The organism is Bradyrhizobium macuxiense, from assembly GCF_007993935.1.
GTDB lineage: Bacteria > Pseudomonadota > Alphaproteobacteria > Rhizobiales > Xanthobacteraceae > Bradyrhizobium > Bradyrhizobium macuxiense_A.
The window spans coordinates 636,577-652,130 of record NZ_VITY01000001.1; the positions used below are offsets into that span (position 1 = coordinate 636,577).

Sequence of the window (15,554 nt, forward strand, 5' to 3'; positions counted from 1 at the left end):
CGACCGGGTGGCTCGCAATGACGGCTCTGGAAATCACTTCATCGTCGGGATCGAGAACTCCGCGCCGTCCTTGACGCCGGACGGCCAACGCGAGGTCACGGTCTTGGTCTTGGTGTAGAAGCGGACCGCGTCCGGACCGTGCTGATTGAGATCGCCGAAGCCCGACTTCTTCCAGCCGCCGAAGGTGTAGTAGGCGATCGGCACCGGGATCGGCACGTTGACGCCGACCATGCCGACATTGACCTTGGCCGCGAAGTCGCGCGCGGCGTCGCCGTCGCGGGTGAAGATCGCAACGCCGTTGCCGTAGTCATGGTCGGACGGCAGCGCGAGCGCCTCGTGATAGTCCTTGGCGCGCACCACCGAGAGCACCGGGCCGAAAATCTCTTCCTTGTAGATCCGCATGTCCTTGGTGACATTGTCGAACAGCGAACCGCCGAGATAGAAGCCGTTCTCGTAGCCCTGCATCTTGAAGCCGCGGCCGTCGACCGCGAGCGTTGCGCCTTCCTTGACGCCGATGTCGATGTAGCTCTTCACCTTCTCGACCGCCTCGCGGGTCACCAGCGGGCCGTAGTCGGCCGACGGATCGACCGAGGTGCCGATCTTGAGCGACTCGACGCGCGGGATCAGCTTGTCCATCAGCCGGTCGGCGGTGGTCTTGCCGACGGGAACGGCGACCGACACCGCCATGCAGCGCTCGCCGGCCGAGCCGTAGCCGGCGCCGATCAGAGCGTCGACCGCCTGGTCCATGTCGGCGTCGGGCATGATGATGGCGTGGTTCTTGGCGCCGCCGAAGCACTGGCAACGCTTGCCGGTCTGCGCGGCGCGCTCATAGATATACTGGGCAATCGGCGTCGAGCCGACGAAGCCGATCGCCTTGACGTCGGGATCGTCGAGGATGGCGTCGACCGCTTCCTTGTCGCCGTTGACGACGTTGAGGATGCCGGCCGGCAGGCCGGCTTCGATCATCAGCTCGGCGAGCTTCATCGGCACGCCGGGATCGCGCTCCGAGGGCTTCAGGATGAAGGCGTTGCCGCAGGCGATCGCCGGCGCGAACTTCCACATCGGGATCATCGCCGGGAAATTGAACGGGGTGATGCCGGCGACGACTCCCAAGGGTTGGCGCATCGAATAGATGTCGATGCCGGGGCCGGCGCCCTCGGTGTACTCGCCCTTCATCAGATGCGGAATGCCGCAGGCGAACTCGGCGACCTCGAGGCCTCGCTGGATGTCGCCCTTGGCGTCGGGAACGGTCTTGCCGTGCTCGCGCGCGAGCAACTCGGCGAGCTTGTCGTAGTCGCGCTGCACCAGTTCGACGAACCTCATCATGACGCGGGCGCGGCGCTGCGGGTTGGTGGCGGCCCATTCCGGCTGCGCGGCTTTGGCGTTCTCGACCGCCGCGCGGACTTCGGCCTTCGAGGCCAGCGCGACCTTGGCCTGGACGTCGCCGGTCATCGGCTCGAAAACGTCTGCGGTACGGCCCGAGGTGCCCTTGACCTCCTTGCCACCGATGAAATGTCCGATTGAGCGCATGGAAAACCTCCCTGAAGGACCTGAATCGCCGCTCCTCGCGGCGGGATCGCTTTACAAACCCTATTGACCCTGCATTTTATAGGATTCAAGTCCGATAAATTGCACCATAGATGTGCGGAAATGCTGGATCAAGGCGGCGGCACAATCGACTGGGACGACTTCCGCTTCGTGCTTGCCATCGTGCGCGGCGGGTCGGTTTCGGCTGCCGCCAAGCAGCTCGGCGTCGATCATGCCACAGTGATCCGCCGTGTCGACCGGCTGGAGCGCCACCTCTCCGCAAAACTGTTTGATCGGCGCAAGACCGGCTACCTGCTGACCGAAGCCGGCCAGCGTGTCGCCGACAGCGCGGAAGCGATGGAATCCACCATCGTCGCCAACCAGGAGGCGGTCGGCGGCTCGCGCGCCCATCTCACCGGCACGGTGCGGATCGGCGCGCCCGACGGCTTCGGCAGCCACTTCCTTGCCTCGCGGCTGGTCAAGTTCACCGAACGGTATCCCGATCTCGATCTGCAGCTCGTCGCCACCGCGCGGCTGTTCTCGCTGTCCAAGCGCGAGGCCGACATCGCGATCAGCCTCACCATGCCGAAGGAAGGCCGCATCGTCGGCCGCAAACTGCTCGACTACACGCTCGGGCTTTATGCCGCACCCACCTATCTGGCGCAGGCGCCCAAGATTGCCGCGCGCGCCGACCTGCCGCGGCACCGCTTCGTCGGCTACATCGAGGAGCTGCTGTTCACGCCGGAGCTGGACTATCTGCCGCAGGTCTCGCCGAAGATCTCGGCCAAATTCCGCAGCGCCAACCTGATCGCCCAGCTCAACGCCACCATCGCCGGATTCGGCATCGCCGTGCTGCCGCACTTCATGGCATCAGCCCATCCCGAGCTGCAGCCGGTGCTGCGCGACGAGGTGCGGATCTCGCGCACCTTCTGGCTTTTGATGCACGCCGACAGCAAGGACCTCGCCCGCATCCGCGCGGTGGCGGACTATATCTACGAGACGGTGGAAGCCGAGCGCGCGCTGTTCAGCGGGCCCTAATCTTTCCGTCGTCCCGGCGAACGCCGGGACCCATAACCACAGGGCTGTGTTGTTGAAGGGATCATGGCCCCAGCGAGGTTAAGCAATCAGCACTAGGGGTAATGGGTCCCGGCCTGCGCCGGGACGACGATGGGGAAGGACCTGCCCTAGTTCACCTTCGCCTTCTTCGCCGGCGCCTTCGCCGCGGCGCGTCCCAGCGCCGCCTCGCGGCCCGCGCTCAAAATCTCGTCGGACATTTCGCCGTTGCCGGCGATCCGCGACATCACGATGGTGCCCATCATGGTCGCCAGTGTCGACATCGCCTGCTTGCGCGCTGTCTTGCGCGGCACGTCCTGGATCTGGTCGGTAATCATGTCGATCATCTGGTCGAGCTTGAGCGCAAAGGCCTTGCGGGTCTTCGGGCTTTCGCGGGCGATCTCGGCGCCGAGCGCCGGCACCGCGCAGCCCTGGCCGGGATCGTCGCGATGGGCAGCCGAAAGATAGCCGTCGACGATGGTCGAAAGCCGCTTCTCCGGCGCCACCTCTGCGGTCACCTTGCGCCAGCGCTCGGTGGCGCGGTCCATCGCATAGTTGAAGGCCTCGATCACCAGCGCCTCGCGCGAGTCGAAATGCGCGTAGAAGCCGCCATGGGTGAGCCCGGCGTCCTTCATCAAATCGGCGACGCCGATGCCATGGGCGCCCTTCTCGCGCAGCCGCGTCGCGGCCTTCTTCACGATTCGCGCGTGGGTCTCCTGCTTGTGTTCTTTCGAATAGCGCATGCCGATCTCATGGAATGTTTCTAATCATATAATAGCAGATTTGCGCCGGGAATGCTGCAGTTATTTCGTCTTGTTCACCCCCTGGGGTTCCCCGCCAAGCATCGAGAATGTCGCAGTCGCGTGCACCGCAAGATTTCCCCTGCCGTCGCGGACGAAGCCCTCGGTGTAGCTGGTCTGGCGACCGAGCTTGATCACCTTGCCCTCGGCCCCGATGGTTCCGGAACGCGCCGACAGCGGGCGCAGATAGGTCAGTTTGAGGTCGAGCGTGACCGAGGTCTGGCCCGCCGGCAGCAGGGTCGAGATCGCGCAGCCCATCGCGGTGTCGAGCAGCGCCGCGGCGGTCGCGCCGTGCAGCAGGCCGATGGTGTTCTCCAGGCTCTCATGCGGCGCGAGTTCCATCGCGATCCGCCCCTCCTCGACCACGGCCACGCGGAAGCCGATCAGTTTGGCCATCGGCGGCGGCGGCAGCACGCCGTCGCGGATCGCGCGCATCGCCTCGATGCCGGACATCGGCATCGCCGCCTTCGCCACCGGCCCGGGCGCCTGCCATTCCACCACGCGCGTGCGCGTCAGCTCGGGGGAATGAAGATCTAAAGTCTCGGCGGCGGTCATGACGGCTCCATTTATATGATGCATGTAATTCTATATATCTGCATTCACCGGCGCAACCGCTGCGCGCCCATGCTTGACAGGGGCCTGCTTTGTCCGGGACATGGCGCGATCAATTCCTGCGCCGGAACCATTCCATGGACATGCTCAATCCCCACTGCGGCATCGACCGCGACGACAGAGGCGTTGTCCGCCTCACCATCTGCAACGCCGGCAAGCTGAACATCGTCAGTTCGGCTGTGATCAACGGCGTGCGCGAAGGCTTTGAGCACCTGGCCGCCGATCCGACCATCCGCGCGGTGATCCTGGCAGGCGAAAGCGAGCGCAGCATGATCGGCGGCGCCGACATCAAGGAGATGGCGACGCTTGATCAGAAATCCGCCGAAGCCTTCATCAGCCGCCTGCGCGACCTCTGCGAGGCCGTGCGCAAATTCCCGGCGCCCGTGATCGCCCGCCTGCCCGGCTGGTGCCTCGGCGGTGGCCTCGAGGTCGCGGCCGCCTGCGACGTCCGCGTCGCGGCGCATGACGCGATGTTCGGCATGCCAGAGGTCAAGGTCGGCATCCCCTCGGTGATCCATGCCGCGCTGCTGCCGCGGCTGATCGGCTGGGGCCGCGCCCGCTGGCTGATGATGACAGCGGAGAACATCGACGCGCCGACCGCGCTTGCCTGGGGCCTGGTCGACACCGTGGCAAAGCCCGGCGGCCTCGACGAGGCCGTCGAACACACCGTCAAGGCGCTGCTGGAATGCGGCCCCGAGGCGCTGCGCATCCAGAAGGACCTGCTGCGGCAATGGGAAGAGCTGCCGCTGACGGAATCGGTGAACCTCAGCGTCGGCGTGTTCGGCAAGTCGTTCCAGACCGGCGAGCCACAGCGTCTGCTGCAAGGGTTTCTGGATCGGAAGCGGTAAGCGCCTGACACTTGTAGTCCGGATGGAGCGCAGCGAAATCCGGGAGACATCATCCGCGAGACCACGGCCCCGGATTGCGCGGAGCCTGTCATCGGGCGCGCGTTCGCGACCCGTTGGCTTCATCCGCGCTACGCATTCTTGACAGACTGTTGACCGCAAGCTCAAGCCGATTAGGCTAGGCTCAATTGCGAGACGGGTGTTCCAGATCGAGAACGTCGATCGGAATACGTCGGCATCGCGGCCAAAACCAACAATCAGTTTCAGGGCAAACGCACGGGGTCACCACTCAAGAGCTGCAGGAGGACATATGGTCCAAAAGCGCGACGTTCCCGGTATCCGACCCTACGATGCTCCGGCCGGCGGCTGGGGCGCCCTCAAGGCCACCGCGGAGGCGGTTCGCAGCCAGATGGACCTGGTCGAGGCGCCGATTACGCTGCTGCGGACCAACAAGCCCGACGGTTTTGATTGTCCGGGCTGCGCCTGGCCCGACAAGGAGCACACCTCCACCTTCCAGTTCTGCGAGAACGGCGCCAAGGCCGTGACCTGGGAGGCGACCAGCAAACGTGTCACGCCGGAGTTCTTTGCCGCGCACACCGTGACCGAGCTGCTCGGCTGGACCGATTTCCATCTGGAGAACGAGGGCCGGCTGACCCAGCCCCTCGCCTATGACGCCGCGAGCGACACCTACCAGCCGATCAGCTGGGAGGACGCCTTCGCGCGGATCGGTGAGACACTGCGCAGCCTGTCCGATCCCAACATGGCCGAGTTCTACACCTCCGGCCGCGCCTCGAACGAAGCCGCTTTCCTGTTCCAGATCTTCGCGCGCGAATACGGCAGCAACAATTTCCCCGACTGCTCGAACATGTGCCACGAGGCGACCAGCGTCGGGCTGCCGCAATCGATCGGCATCGGCAAGGGCACGGTGTCGCTGGACGATTTCGACCATTGCGAGTTGATCATCGCGATGGGCCACAATCCCGGCACCAATCATCCCCGCATGATGGGCACGCTGTGGGAGGTCTCGCGCCGCGGCGTGCCGATCATCGTGTTCAATCCCTTACGCGAGCGCGCGCTGGAGCGCTTCGCCGATCCGCAGGACCCGATCGAAATGGCGACGCTCGGCTCGACCCGGATCGCCTCGACCTATTACCAGCCCAAGGTCGGCGCCGACGCCGCGGTGCTGAAGGGCGTCATGAAGGCGCTGATCGAGAAGGATGATGCGAGCCACGACGTGCTCGATCACGCCTTCATCGCCGAGCACACCAACGGCTTTGATGCGTTCGCCGCCGATCTGCGCGGCACGCCGTGGGACAAGATCGAGACCGTCTCCGGCTTCAGCCGCGCCCAGCTCGGCGAGGTCGCGGCCGCCTACGCCAAGTCCAACGCCACCATCGTGACCTACGGCATGGGCATCACCCAGCACATGCGCGGCACCGACAATGTCCAGCAGATCGCAAACCTGCTGCTCTTGAAGGGAAATTACGGCAAGCCCGGCGCCGGCATCTGCCCGCTGCGCGGCCACTCCAACGTGCAGGGCAACCGCACCGTCGGCATCACGGAGAAGCCCAACATCCCGATGTTGGAGGGTATCGAGCGGACCTTCGGCTTCAAGCCGCCGCGCCATCACGGCCACGACGCGGTCGCCGCGATGGAGGCGATCGACGACGGACGGTCGAAGGTGCTGGTCTGCCTCGGCGGCAATTTTGCCATCGCCCTGCCCGACCCCGAACGCTGCACGGCCGCGATGCGCAAGCTCGAGCTTGCCGTCCACCTCGGCACCAAGCTGAACCGCTCGCATCTGCTGGTCGGCAAGCAGTCGATCATCCTGCCGGTGCTGGGCCGCACCGAGCGCGACATCCAGGCCTCGGGCCCGCAGGTCGTAACTGTCGAGGATTCGATGTCGATGGTGCATGCCTCGCGCGGCAAGCTCACGCCCGCCTCCGAGTTCCTGCTTTCGGAATCGGCGATCATTGCCGGCATGGCAATGGCGACCCTGCCGGCGAGCAAGGTGCCGTGGGCCGAGCTGATCGCCGACTACGACCGCATCCGCGACGCCATCGAGGGCGTCTTCCCCGACTTCAAGGATTTCAATGCGCGGATCCGGATTCCCGGCGGCTTCCGCCTGCCGCTGCCGCCGACCGAGCGCAAATGGACCACCGCGTCCGGCAAAGCCGAATTCCTGATCTTCGATGGCCTCGAAGAGGATCCGGTGCTGGCGGACAAGTCAGTCCTCAAGCTCGCCACCATCCGCAGCCACGACCAGTACAACACCACGATCTACGGCTTGAACGACCGTTATCGCGGCGTGTTCGGCCGGCGCGACGTGCTGTTCGCGAACGAGGCCGACCTCACGGCGCGGGGCCTCGCCCATGGCGATCTCGTCGAGATCGAGACCGCGCTGCCACCCGGCGAGTCGCGCCGTCTGACGCTGACCGCGATCGTCTACGACATCGCCCGCGGCTCGGTTGCCGCCTACTATCCCGAGGCCAACGGCCTCGTGCCGCTCGACTACCAGGACAAGGAAAGCGGCACGCCGTCGTACAAGTCGGTGCCGGTGCACATCCGCCGGGCTGCGCAGTAACCTGTAGCCCGGATGGAGCGCAGCGCAATCCGGGGACACGTCATCCGCGGATCGAGCTGCCCCGGATTACGCTTCGCTTCATCCGGGCTACAAATGCCAAGCACTCTCTAGTGTCTGGGAGTGGCCCGCGCGCGGCAGGAACGTCACGCAAAAGGCGAGAATGGTCAGAACAAGGCTCACCCAGATGACGTACTTGATGATGTCTTGACCCGTGATCATCGCTTCACTTCGTCTGCTATTTCGTAGCTCGTAGCCCGGACGAAGCGCAGCGAAATCCGGGATTGAGTCATCCGCGGATCGAGTTCCCCTTCACCTTGCATTCGCCGGTGCGTGCACCGGCCACAGGTCAGCGCGCCAGTGCAGCGCGATCGCGAGCATGGCGATGAAACCGGCGGCAGCGAGCAGCGTGCCGGTCGCGGTGTAGCCGATCAGATCGATCAGGCTGCCGGCGGCGAGCAGGCCGAGCGGCAGGCCGTAGATCACCATCATCCGCACGCCCATCACGCGGCCGCGCAGATGCGCGCTGGCGTTGCGCATCAGCATCACCGCGGCCGAGATCATCGACATGCTCTGCGCGATGCCGGCCAGCACCAGGCAGGCCATCGCCACCGGCATGGTCCGGAGCTCGACGAACGCCAGGAGCATCGCGTACCAGGCGAGCGTCGCGCCGATCAGGAGCCGCGCAATGCGCACGCCGCCGGCCATGCTGAGCGTGATCGAGCCGATCAGCGAGCCGACCGCAAAGCTCGCGGAGAGATAGCCGAGCCCGGTCTGGTCGGTATGGAAGATGTCGCGCGCGACGTACGGCAGCAGGCCGTTGGTCAGCGGAAACGCGGTGAGATTGGCGAGGAAGGCGACGCACAGCGCGGCGCGCATCCCCGGCCCGCTCCAGGCATAGACGATGCCCTCCTTGAGGTCGCGCAGCAGTTTCGAGCCCGGCAGGTCGATATCAGACTGATCGGCTGCGACGTGCGATTTCGGCCGGCCCATGCAGAGCATCAGGACGGCGGCGATGAAATAGAAGCTGGCGATCCCTACATAGACATAGCCGATGCCGAGCGCGGCGAACAATCCCGCCCCGGTCAAGGCGCCGGCGATGCGCGCCGAGTCCTGCGTGGTGCGCGCCAGGCTGATGGCGCCGACCAGCTGCTCCGGCGGCATGATGTCGGCGAGCAGCGCGCCGCGCACGCCGAGATCCGACGGGCGGATCAGCCCCATGACCGCGACGATGATCATGACGTTCAAGGGCGCGAGATGCCCTGTCAGCGCCAGCGTCATGATGGTCCCGGCGAGCGCCGTATAGGCAAAGCGCATCACGGCGAGCAGATCGCGATGCCCCATGCGGTCGCCGATCATGCCGACGACCGGCGCGACCAGGGTGCCGACATATTGCAGCGAAGCGAGCACGGTCAGCAGCAGCACCGACCCGGTCTCGACCATGATGTACCAGCCGAGCACCAGCGTCTCGACCTCGAACGCCCAGGAGGTGAGCAGATCGGACGGCCATTGGAAGCGATAGCTGCGGATGCGAAACGGTGCGAGCGCGGAGGTCCGCGTGGTCCCGCTCACGACGCGATGACGCGTGTCACGGCGTGTCCTGCCCTTTTCTTGGTTCTTCTGGGTCTTGATTGCGGATGTTGATTCTCTTGGGAAATTCCCTGTTCCGGAGCGTAGCGCCGACGGTATCCGTGTCAATCGAAGCGACCGCATGCGGCCATGCGCGGTGGTAGCGGCGTGCTGCACTGCCCACCAGCGCGCTGCCGGACCATCCGCCCCGTGAGACGATGTGCTACAATGCCGGTCCGAGACCGCGGAGGATACCATGACAGCCTTCGAAGTTTTCGCGATCTACGTGACGCCCTTTGTGATCATCGGGATCGCAATCAAGCTGCTGATGAAGCGTTACGCCGTCGATCTGCCCGACGTGCAGAAGCAGGCGGGCTCCGCACCGAAGCGGCGATTTCTGCTCGGCGCCTGGCGGTCGGATTAGGGCACGAAGTCGAGCGCTGGAGGCCCCGCTCCGATTTACAAGGCTCCAGCCACGGCGTAGCGCTGCATCCTTGAACCTGTTTTGGATCGCCCCTGAGGAGGAAGTGACAGCGTGCCTGGCCCGGAAAGCCTTCCAATCGACCAGATCTACGTTCCCTTGAAGAAGAGGAAGAACCTTAGGCTTGAGGTCGTTCAAGAGATCGCGGCCAGCATTCTGGAAATTGGACAACAAGTCCCGATTCTCGTTCGGCCGGATGAGAGCCGGCTCGTCTTGCTCGAGGGATTGCATCGGCTCGAGGCCTGCAAAGCGCTGGGCGAGACCACGATCATCGGAGTGCTGGGTTCGGCAGAGACTGCTCACCACAAGGCGCTGCTATCCGACACCGCTGAAACCGAGGCAGAGCGGGACAAGATGGCGCGATTGAAAAAGCTGCGCCTCGAAAAGGAAGCTGCGGATAGATCGACCGCATCCGCGACGCCAATCGTGGAAACCAAGTCGGCTGAGCTTCGGTCAGCTCGTTCCGGCAAGAGCATCGGACGGCGGTCGTCGGGCGATCAAGGATCGAAAACGAAAACCCTGTCGGAATGGATCACGCAACAAAAGCGCGACGGTGGCCGCTATTGATTGCCGGCTCGTGTGTGCCGGCCATGCGCTCCAGCGTCTAGGACCCCCGCGCGCATTCAGGCAGTCCAGCCTGCCGCAGCGCGCCCTTCATCTTGTCAATGTATTCTGGCTGGAAGCAATACATGCGGTAAAAGGCCGTCAGCGTCTCACAGAGTATGCAACACATTCGGTGTCGTCCCTGCGAAAGCAGGGACCCATAACCACTAATGGTTGTTGGTGCACGATGCCGGAACGACGAGTCCGTTTAACTACACCCGCCGCGGCGTATGGGTCCCTGCTTTCGCAGGGACGACAGCGGAAATCGCGGCAAAGCATCCCGCCATCAACTCATGCGAACACGACATTTTGTCATGGGAGCCGCGGTTGCATTTTTTGCGTTGCATCATATGATGCATATAATCCAATCAGATTCCCGCATGGAACGGAGTTCCGCCATGGCAACCAGCACCGATCCCGTCGTCATCCTCTCCGCCGCCCGCACCCCGCTCGGCCGCTTCATGGGCGAGCTGACGCCGCTCGCCGCCCACAAGCTCGGCTCGCACGTGATCGGCGCGGCGCTGGAGCGCGCGAAACTCGCGCCTGAGCGGATCGACGAGGTGTTCATGGGCAATGTGCTGCCCGCCGGCCAGGGTCAGGCCCCGGCCCGCCAGGCCGCGCGCGGCGCGGGGCTGCCGGATGGCACCGGCGCCACCACCGTCAACAAGGTCTGCGGCTCCGGCATGAAGGCGACCATGCTGGCCCACGACATCATCAAGGCGGGCTCGGCCGAGATCGTGCTGTCCGGCGGCATGGAGAGCATGAGCAACGCGCCGTATCTGCTGCAGAAGGCGCGCGGCGGCTATCGCGCCGGCCACGACCGCATCATCGACCACATGATGATGGACGGGCTCGAGGACGCCTATGAGACTGGCCGCTCGATGGGCGATTTCGGCGAGGCCACCGCGGAGGCCTATCAGTTCACCCGCGCCGACCAGGACGCTTTCGCGATGGAGACGCTGAGCCGCGCCCGCAAGGCGGTCGAGAGCGGCGCCTTCAAGGCCGAAATCGCGCCGATCACGCTCACCGAGAAAGCCGGTCCGCGCATCATCGCCAATGACGAGCACCCGCTGAAGGTCGATCCGGCAAAGATCCCCGGCCTGAAGCCGGCGTTCCGCGCCAACGGCACGATCACCCCGGCCGCCTCCTCGGCCAATGCCGACGGCGCCGCGGCGCTGATCCTGGCAAAGCGCTCGCTCGCGGATCGCGACGGGTTGCCGGTGCTGGCCGAGATCAAGGGCCACGCCACCCACAGCCAGGAGCCGCAGTGGTTCACCACCGCGCCGATCCCGGCGATCCGAAAACTGCTCGACAAGGTCGGCTGGAGTGTCGGCGATGTCGACCTGTTCGAGATCAACGAGGCGTTCGCAGTCGTCGCGATGGCGGCGCAGCGCGACCTCGGCATCCCCAGAGACCGGCTCAACATCAACGGCGGCGCCTGCGCGCTCGGCCATCCGATCGGCGCCACCGGCGCGCGGCTGATCGTGACGCTGCTGCACGCGCTGGAAGCACAGAACCTGAAGCGCGGCGTCGCCGCACTGTGCATCGGCGGCGGCGAAGCCACCGCCATCGCGGTCGAGCGGGTGACGCACTGAGCAGTTGCGTCCGCGTCATTGCGAGCACAGCGACTTGTCCGCCGAAGCCTTGGCGAAGGCGGAAGCAATCCATCGATCCGCATATGCGGAGCCATGGATTGCTTCGTCGCTATCGCTCCTCGCAATGACGGAACTACGGATATTCGTCGCATCTCGAATGCCCCCAAAAGAGGCGACGACGCATCATGCCGATGTCCGAAAACGAGGGAACTTCGCCATTTTAGACATGGCCACGCCGTGCCATATTGCGCATCACGAATAGAACCTCATTGCATTTGATCTGGACCACAATGATCTCGAACTGGCTTGCTTCCGCCCTCGCCCGCCGCAACGTCCACTATGGCTGGGTGATGGTCGCCGTGACCTTCCTGGCCGCGCTGATCTCGGCCGGCACTGTCGGTGCGCCCGGCGTCTTCATCGTGCCGCTGCAGAAGGAGTTCGGCTGGTCCACCGCCGAGATCTCCTCGGCGCTGTCGATCCGCTTCATCCTGTTCGGGCTGATGGCGCCGTTCGCCGCCGCGCTGATGAACCGCTACGGCCTGCGCAACGTGACGCTGGCGGCGCAGCTGATCGTGGTCTCCGGCCTTGTCGCGTCGCTGGCGATGACGCAGGTCTGGCAGCTCATCCTGCTGTGGGGCGTTGTGATCGGGATCGGCACCGGCATGACGGCGCTGGTGCTCGGCGCGACCATTGCCACGCGCTGGTTCGTGGCGCGGCGCGGCCTCGTGATCGGCATGCTCACCGCGAGCGTCGCGACCGGGCAGCTCGCCTTCCTGCCGCTGCTCGCCACCATCACGGAGCGCTATGGCTGGCGCGTCGCGCTCGGCTTCGTCTGCGTCATGCTCGGCATCGCCGCCTTTGCGGTGCTGATGCTAATGCGCGACCGGCCGAGCGATGTCGGCCTGCGTCCGTTCGGCGACAAGGGCACCGCCCCGCTTCCCGCGCCACCGCCGGCCAACGCGCCGATCATGGCGGCCGCGCTCGGCACGCTGCGCGACTCATCGAAATCGTCGGTGTTCTGGATCCTGTTCGCGACTTTCTTCGTCTGCGGCGCCTCGACCAACGGCCTGGTCCAGGTCCATCTGATCCCGATGTGTCTCGATTTCGGCATCCCTCAGGTGCAGGCCGCGAGCCTGCTCGCCGCGATGGGCATCTTCGATTTCTTCGGCACCATCATCTCGGGCTGGCTGTCGGACCGTTACGACAACCGCTATCTCTTGTTCTGGTACTACGGCCTGCGCGGCCTGTCGCTGCTGTACCTGCCCTACTCCGATTTCACGTTCTACGGCCTGTCGCTGTTCGCGATGTTCTACGGGCTCGACTGGATCGCGACCGTGCCGCCGACGGTGCGCCTCACCGCGCAGCGCTTCGGTGCCGAGCGCGCCAATCTGGTGTTCGGCTGGATCTTCGCCGGCCACCAGCTCGGCGCCGGGGCGGCCGCGTTCGGCGCCGGCGTATCGCGCACGGTCTATTCCAGCTATCTGCCGGCATTCTTCATCGCCGGCGCGCTGTGTGTCTTCGCGGCGGTGATCACGCTCGCGATCGCGCGGCCGAAGCCGGTAGCAGAGCCGAAGCCGGCGGCGGCCTGAGGCAGCTGCCCGCGCTGGTCTGTGTCGGCGACAGCCGCTACTCCGCCGCGAGGCCGGTCGGCGCAGCCGCTTCGACTGCTTCCTTGTTGTAGTCGTGCACGACGCGGCCGAACGGCAGCGTCAGGTCGGCGATGTAGTGATGCGCGCCGACCACGCGCTTGACCGGGAAGTCGGCGACCGGCGCGTTGACGTGCGGCACGAGATGCAGGCGGCCCGGCCCGATCCACGATCCCTTGACGACGATGTCGGTCAGGTTGATCGCGACCAGCTGGCAGACCTCGAGATGACCGTCGACGCCCGGGATCATCTTCAGATTGACTTGCGTCTTCGACAGCGTGGCGCGGGTGACGTCGCCGTTGCCCGCCATGCTCTCGTGCTTGTAGCCCATCGTGCCCATCGCGACGAGCTGGCCGGCATATTCCAGCGTTCCGGTCAGGGTGTCCTTGACGATCTCGAGCTTGGGATGGGCGTACTTCTTCGGAAAGCCCCAGATCTCGCGGCCGGCCGCGATCGGCGGATCATCGTCGAGATACATCTGGCAGACGAAGTTGACCTCCTCGCCGCGCAGCCGCGCGGGGATCACCAGGCCGGACTCGGTGTAGCTGCCGAAGCCGGAGCTGTCGGGCATCTTGATCCATTCGTAATGCACGATCGCCTGCTCGATCGGCTCCAGCGGCTCAGGCAGGCCGGCGCGGATCAATTCCGGATCGGTCTCATAGGTGATGACGAGGAATTCGCGATCGATGAAGCGGTAGGGACCGGCGGGATAGCTCGGACCGGCGGCCGGCATGGACGGAAGCTTGAGCAGATCTTCCCTGCGCATCGCAATAACCCCCTGTTTGCAAAGTTTGCGCGGAGGCTAGCGGCCGAGATTGACAGCGATATGAGGGATTTCCGTCAGGGGCATGACCTCGGTTACGCTTGTGTGACCCGCTTTTGCCTGATGAGGCCAATGCTAACCGTGCAGGCAGGCATGGCGGATGCGCCGTGCGCCGGCGCGACGCTTGTCATCACCGCGTCATCGGCGCCCTGAATTCTCGCCGCGAATTTTTTTGGAGTGTCTGATATGGACGCGCGTACCCCTCATGTCGACGATATCGAGCACGCAACGCCCGGCTGGCGTCCCGCGGGATGCGATCGCGTGGCGCTGGTGCTGCAGGGCGGCGGCGCGCTCGGCGCCTATCAGGCCGGCGTCTACCAGGCGCTGCATGAGTGCAACATCGAGCCCGACTGGGTCTGCGGCGTTTCGATCGGCGCGATCAACTCGGCGATCATCGCCGGCAATCCGCCCGACAAGCGGCTGGAGCGGTTGCACACATTCTGGGATCGCATCACCAGCCGCAAGATCTGGCACTACACGCCTGACGGCGACATCTTCCGCAAGGCGCGCAACTTCACCAGCTCGTGGCTGACGACGACGCTGGGGCAGCCCGGCTTCTTCACCCCGCATCAGACCAATCCGTGGTTCAGCCCGGCCGGCGCCCGCACCGCCACCAGCTATTACGACACGACGCCCTTGCGTGAATCGCTGCTCGAACTGGTCGATTTCGACCGCATCAATTCCAAGAAGATGCGCTTTGCGGTCGGCGCGGTGAACGTGCTGTCCGGCAACTTCATCTATTTCGACAACGCCCATGACGAGATCATCCCCGAGCACATAATGGCGAGCGGCGCGCTGCCGCCGGCGCTGCCGATGGTGAAGGTCGGCACCGATCACTTCTGGGACGGCGGCATCGTCTCCAACACGCCGCTGCAGCATCTGCTCGACCAGGAAGACAACATGAATTCGCTGGTGTTCCAGGTCGATTTGTTCTCGGCGCGCGGCGCGCTGCCGCGCGACATCCAGGACGTGATGGCCCGCCACAAGGACATCATGTATTCGTCGCGCACGCGCTACAACACCGACGTCTACCGCAAGACCTACAATCTGCGCACCGCCCTGCACAACGCGCTGGGAAAGATTCCGGACGAGCAGCTCTCGGACGACGAGCGTCAGCTCAAGAAGGCCAACAGCCGGCTGCCCGGCATCACGCTGCTGCAGCTGATCTATCAGCAGAAGGCCTATGAGGGCGACGCCAAGGACCACGAATTCTCCGGCACCTCGATGCGCGAGCACTGGGCGAGCGGACACGAGGACACCAAGCGTTCGCTGAAGCGCCGCGAATGGATCAAGATGCCCGAGAACGGCATGGGCATCGTGATCCACGACGTGCATCGCGAGGCGGAGTAGGAGTGGTCGTCTCTTCCGCCGTCATTGCGAGCGAAGCGAAGCAATCCATGTCACCGCTTGCGGAGATAT

13 protein-coding genes are annotated in these 15,554 nt (G+C 65.0%); 8 read left to right on the forward strand and 5 right to left on the reverse strand.

Annotated features, from left to right (window positions below; all coding sequences use genetic code 11):
* Positions 1-33 precede the first annotated feature (33 nt).
* Positions 34-1,530, reverse strand: a complete 1,497-nt coding sequence (locus FBZ93_RS03085; RefSeq protein ID WP_146984491.1) for a CoA-acylating methylmalonate-semialdehyde dehydrogenase — start codon at positions 1,528-1,530, stop codon at positions 34-36.
* Positions 1,531-1,650: 120 nt separating this feature from the next.
* Here FBZ93_RS03085 and FBZ93_RS03090 point away from each other — a divergent pair, with 120 nt between their 5' ends.
* The gene (locus FBZ93_RS03090) at positions 1,651-2,565 is read left to right on the forward strand and encodes a LysR family transcriptional regulator (RefSeq protein WP_146984492.1); all 915 of its coding nucleotides are present in this window, start codon (positions 1,651-1,653) and stop codon (positions 2,563-2,565) included.
* Between the two features lie 146 nt (positions 2,566-2,711).
* On the opposite strand, the gene FBZ93_RS03095 is transcribed toward FBZ93_RS03090, so the two are convergent.
* Complete coding sequence (locus tag FBZ93_RS03095) at positions 2,712-3,323, reverse strand: TetR/AcrR family transcriptional regulator (protein ID WP_146984493.1); 612 nt, start codon at positions 3,321-3,323, stop codon at positions 2,712-2,714.
* Between the two features lie 60 nt (positions 3,324-3,383).
* Entirely contained in the window at positions 3,384-3,935 is a 552-nt protein-coding gene (locus FBZ93_RS03100; protein ID WP_146984494.1) for a PaaI family thioesterase, read from the reverse strand.
* Positions 3,936-4,069: 134 nt separating this feature from the next.
* Here FBZ93_RS03100 and FBZ93_RS03105 point away from each other — a divergent pair, with 134 nt between their 5' ends.
* Both FBZ93_RS03105 and FBZ93_RS03110 read left to right on the forward strand, forming a co-directional pair.
* A complete protein-coding gene (locus FBZ93_RS03105) occupies positions 4,070-4,840 on the forward strand; it encodes an enoyl-CoA hydratase (RefSeq protein ID WP_146984495.1) in 771 nt (256 codons plus the stop codon).
* Between the two features lie 307 nt (positions 4,841-5,147).
* Positions 5,148-7,421: an FdhF/YdeP family oxidoreductase gene (locus FBZ93_RS03110; RefSeq protein ID WP_146984496.1), complete on the forward strand. Its 2,274-nt coding sequence runs from the start codon at positions 5,148-5,150 to the stop codon at positions 7,419-7,421.
* 309 nt (positions 7,422-7,730) lie between these two features.
* Here FBZ93_RS03110 and FBZ93_RS03115 read toward each other — a convergent pair whose 3' ends face one another.
* Entirely contained in the window at positions 7,731-8,990 is a 1,260-nt protein-coding gene (locus tag FBZ93_RS03115) for an MFS transporter (RefSeq protein ID WP_146984497.1), read from the reverse strand.
* A gap of 253 nt (positions 8,991-9,243) precedes the next feature.
* On the opposite strand from FBZ93_RS03115, the gene FBZ93_RS40470 reads away from it, so the two are divergent.
* The 4 genes from FBZ93_RS40470 (at position 9,244) to FBZ93_RS03130 (ending at position 13,255) form a co-directional block, all read left to right on the forward strand.
* Positions 9,244-9,411, forward strand: coding sequence for a hypothetical protein (locus tag FBZ93_RS40470; protein WP_167350138.1), 168 nt, complete (start codon positions 9,244-9,246; stop codon positions 9,409-9,411).
* Positions 9,412-9,522: 111 nt separating this feature from the next.
* Positions 9,523-10,035: a ParB N-terminal domain-containing protein gene (locus tag FBZ93_RS03120; protein ID WP_146984498.1), complete on the forward strand. Its 513-nt coding sequence runs from the start codon at positions 9,523-9,525 to the stop codon at positions 10,033-10,035.
* Between the two features lie 434 nt (positions 10,036-10,469).
* Entirely contained in the window at positions 10,470-11,666 is a 1,197-nt protein-coding gene (locus FBZ93_RS03125) for an acetyl-CoA C-acyltransferase (RefSeq protein ID WP_146984499.1), read from the forward strand.
* 290 nt (positions 11,667-11,956) lie between these two features.
* Positions 11,957-13,255: an MFS transporter gene (locus FBZ93_RS03130; protein WP_146984730.1), complete on the forward strand. Its 1,299-nt coding sequence runs from the start codon at positions 11,957-11,959 to the stop codon at positions 13,253-13,255.
* Between the two features lie 37 nt (positions 13,256-13,292).
* Here the strand turns inward: FBZ93_RS03130 and FBZ93_RS03135 are convergent, their stop codons facing one another.
* Positions 13,293-14,078 carry an acetoacetate decarboxylase gene (locus FBZ93_RS03135; RefSeq protein WP_146984500.1) on the reverse strand — a complete coding sequence of 262 codons (786 nt, stop codon included), beginning with the start codon at positions 14,076-14,078 and terminating at the stop codon, positions 13,293-13,295.
* A 243-nt stretch (positions 14,079-14,321) separates the two neighbouring features.
* On the opposite strand from FBZ93_RS03135, the gene FBZ93_RS03140 reads away from it, so the two are divergent.
* Positions 14,322-15,485, forward strand: a complete 1,164-nt coding sequence (locus tag FBZ93_RS03140) for a patatin-like phospholipase family protein (RefSeq protein ID WP_146984501.1) — start codon at positions 14,322-14,324, stop codon at positions 15,483-15,485.
* Positions 15,486-15,554 lie beyond the last annotated feature (69 nt).

What these genes read in the sequence shown, in the direction of transcription:
- FBZ93_RS03105 (WP_146984495.1), top strand. Translation starts at nt 4,070, where the DNA reads ATGGACATGCTCAATCCCCACTGCGGCATCGACCGCGACGACAGAGGC.
- FBZ93_RS03140 (WP_146984501.1), top strand. Translation starts at nt 14,322, where the DNA reads ATGGACGCGCGTACCCCTCATGTCGACGATATCGAGCACGCAACGCCC.
- FBZ93_RS03110 (WP_146984496.1), top strand. Translation starts at nt 5,148, where the DNA reads ATGGTCCAAAAGCGCGACGTTCCCGGTATCCGACCCTACGATGCTCCG.
- FBZ93_RS40470 (WP_167350138.1), top strand. Translation starts at nt 9,244, where the DNA reads ATGACAGCCTTCGAAGTTTTCGCGATCTACGTGACGCCCTTTGTGATC.
- FBZ93_RS03100 (WP_146984494.1), bottom strand. Translation starts at nt 3,935, where the DNA reads ATGACCGCCGCCGAGACTTTAGATCTTCATTCCCCCGAGCTGACGCGC.
- FBZ93_RS03090 (WP_146984492.1), top strand. Translation starts at nt 1,651, where the DNA reads ATGCTGGATCAAGGCGGCGGCACAATCGACTGGGACGACTTCCGCTTC.
- FBZ93_RS03095 (WP_146984493.1), bottom strand. Translation starts at nt 3,323, where the DNA reads ATGCGCTATTCGAAAGAACACAAGCAGGAGACCCACGCGCGAATCGTG.
- FBZ93_RS03130 (WP_146984730.1), top strand. Translation starts at nt 11,957, where the DNA reads ATGATCTCGAACTGGCTTGCTTCCGCCCTCGCCCGCCGCAACGTCCAC.
- FBZ93_RS03085 (WP_146984491.1), bottom strand. Translation starts at nt 1,530, where the DNA reads ATGCGCTCAATCGGACATTTCATCGGTGGCAAGGAGGTCAAGGGCACC.
- FBZ93_RS03135 (WP_146984500.1), bottom strand. Translation starts at nt 14,078, where the DNA reads ATGCGCAGGGAAGATCTGCTCAAGCTTCCGTCCATGCCGGCCGCCGGT.
- FBZ93_RS03125 (WP_146984499.1), top strand. Translation starts at nt 10,470, where the DNA reads ATGGCAACCAGCACCGATCCCGTCGTCATCCTCTCCGCCGCCCGCACC.